This is a genomic window from Marinobacter sp. R17, from assembly GCF_003789045.1.
Taxonomy (GTDB): domain Bacteria; phylum Pseudomonadota; class Gammaproteobacteria; order Pseudomonadales; family Oleiphilaceae; genus Marinobacter_A; species Marinobacter_A mangrovi.
In genome coordinates, this window is record NZ_RHGZ01000060.1 from 1 (window position 1) to 1,271 (window position 1,271).

Consider the following 1,271-nt stretch of genomic DNA (forward strand, 5'->3'; position numbering starts at 1 on the left):
GTGAAGTGGACCCCGAAATTTGGACAGGTGCCTAAGCTCTGATTCATCATCTCCACAAGGAGGAGAATCATGAGCAAGAAACGCAAGCAATACAGCGCATCATTCAAATCCAAAGTCGCCCTGGCCGCCCTCAAGGGTGACCAGACCACATCTGAAATTGCTGCCCGGTTTCAGATCCATCCGACCATGGTCAGCACCTGGAAACGCGAGCTGCTGGAGAATGCCCCGGACCTCTTCGAAGGCAAAAAAAGGTCCGGCAATCAGTCCAACGAGCCCAGTTCTGACGAGCTTTACCGCGAGATCGGTCGACTGACGGTGGAACGCGATTTTTTGTCGCGCAAGCTCGATCAGTAAGCCGTCAACGCCGGTTGGCGATGATCGAGCATGGCCATCCCCAAGTCAGCATTGTGCGCCAGTGCGAGCTGCTCAAACTGAGCCGCTCGTCGGTGTACTACGTCCCTCGTGAACAGTGTCAGGAGGATCTGGATCTGATGTACCTGATTGACCAGCAGCATTTGGAAACGCCGTACTATGGCTCTCGTAAGATGCGTGTCCACCTGGAACGTAAAGGCCACCGGATAAACCGCAAGCGGGTTCAGCGCCTGATGCGCACCATGGGCATTCAGGCGGTGTATCCACGCCCCAGAACCAGCATTCCGGGCGACGGGCACAAGGTGTATCCGTACCTGCTCAAAGGGCTGAAAATCGACCGCGCCAACCAGGTGTGGGCAACAGATATCAGCTATATTCCGCTGGCTCGGGGCTTCATGTACCTGGTCGCCATCATCGACTGGTACAGCCGCAAAGTGTTGTCCTGGCGGGTCTCCAATACCATGGACACAGACTTCTGTATTGATGCCCTGGAGGAGGCCTTACAGCGCCATGGAACGCCGGAGATCTTCAACACCGATCAGGGTGTCCAGTTCACCAGTGAGGCCTTCACAAGCGTTCTCAAAGAGCATGGCATCCGGATCAGCATGGACGGCAAGGGCTGCTACCATGACAACATCTTCGTGGAACGGCTCTGGCGCAGCGTCAAACACGAGTGCGTCTACCTCACAGCCTTCGAGGATGGACACCACTTAAAGCAGGCGCTCCACCGGTACTTCCGGCATTACAATCAGACCCGGTACCATCAGACCCTTGATTACCAAACACCGGATGAGGTGTACTACCAACAACCCATGACCCTGGCAGCTTGAACCGGGAATAAAACTGGATCAGAGCTTAACCGCACCTTCAAGCTGTCCAACTGATGGGGTCCACCTCAC

The 1,271-nt window shown here is 55.5% G+C and carries 1 protein-coding gene; it reads left to right on the top strand.

The window, feature by feature from the left end; all coding sequences use genetic code 11:
* Positions 1 to 69 precede the first annotated feature (69 nt).
* Positions 70 to 1,202, top strand: a protein-coding gene (locus EB809_RS20855) for an IS3 family transposase (protein WP_123636780.1) whose coding sequence is annotated in 2 segments (ribosomal slippage) — positions 70 to 340 and positions 340 to 1,202 — 1,134 coding nt in all. Because the reading frame shifts where the segments join, the coding sequence is not laid out codon by codon here.
* Positions 1,203 to 1,271 lie beyond the last annotated feature (69 nt).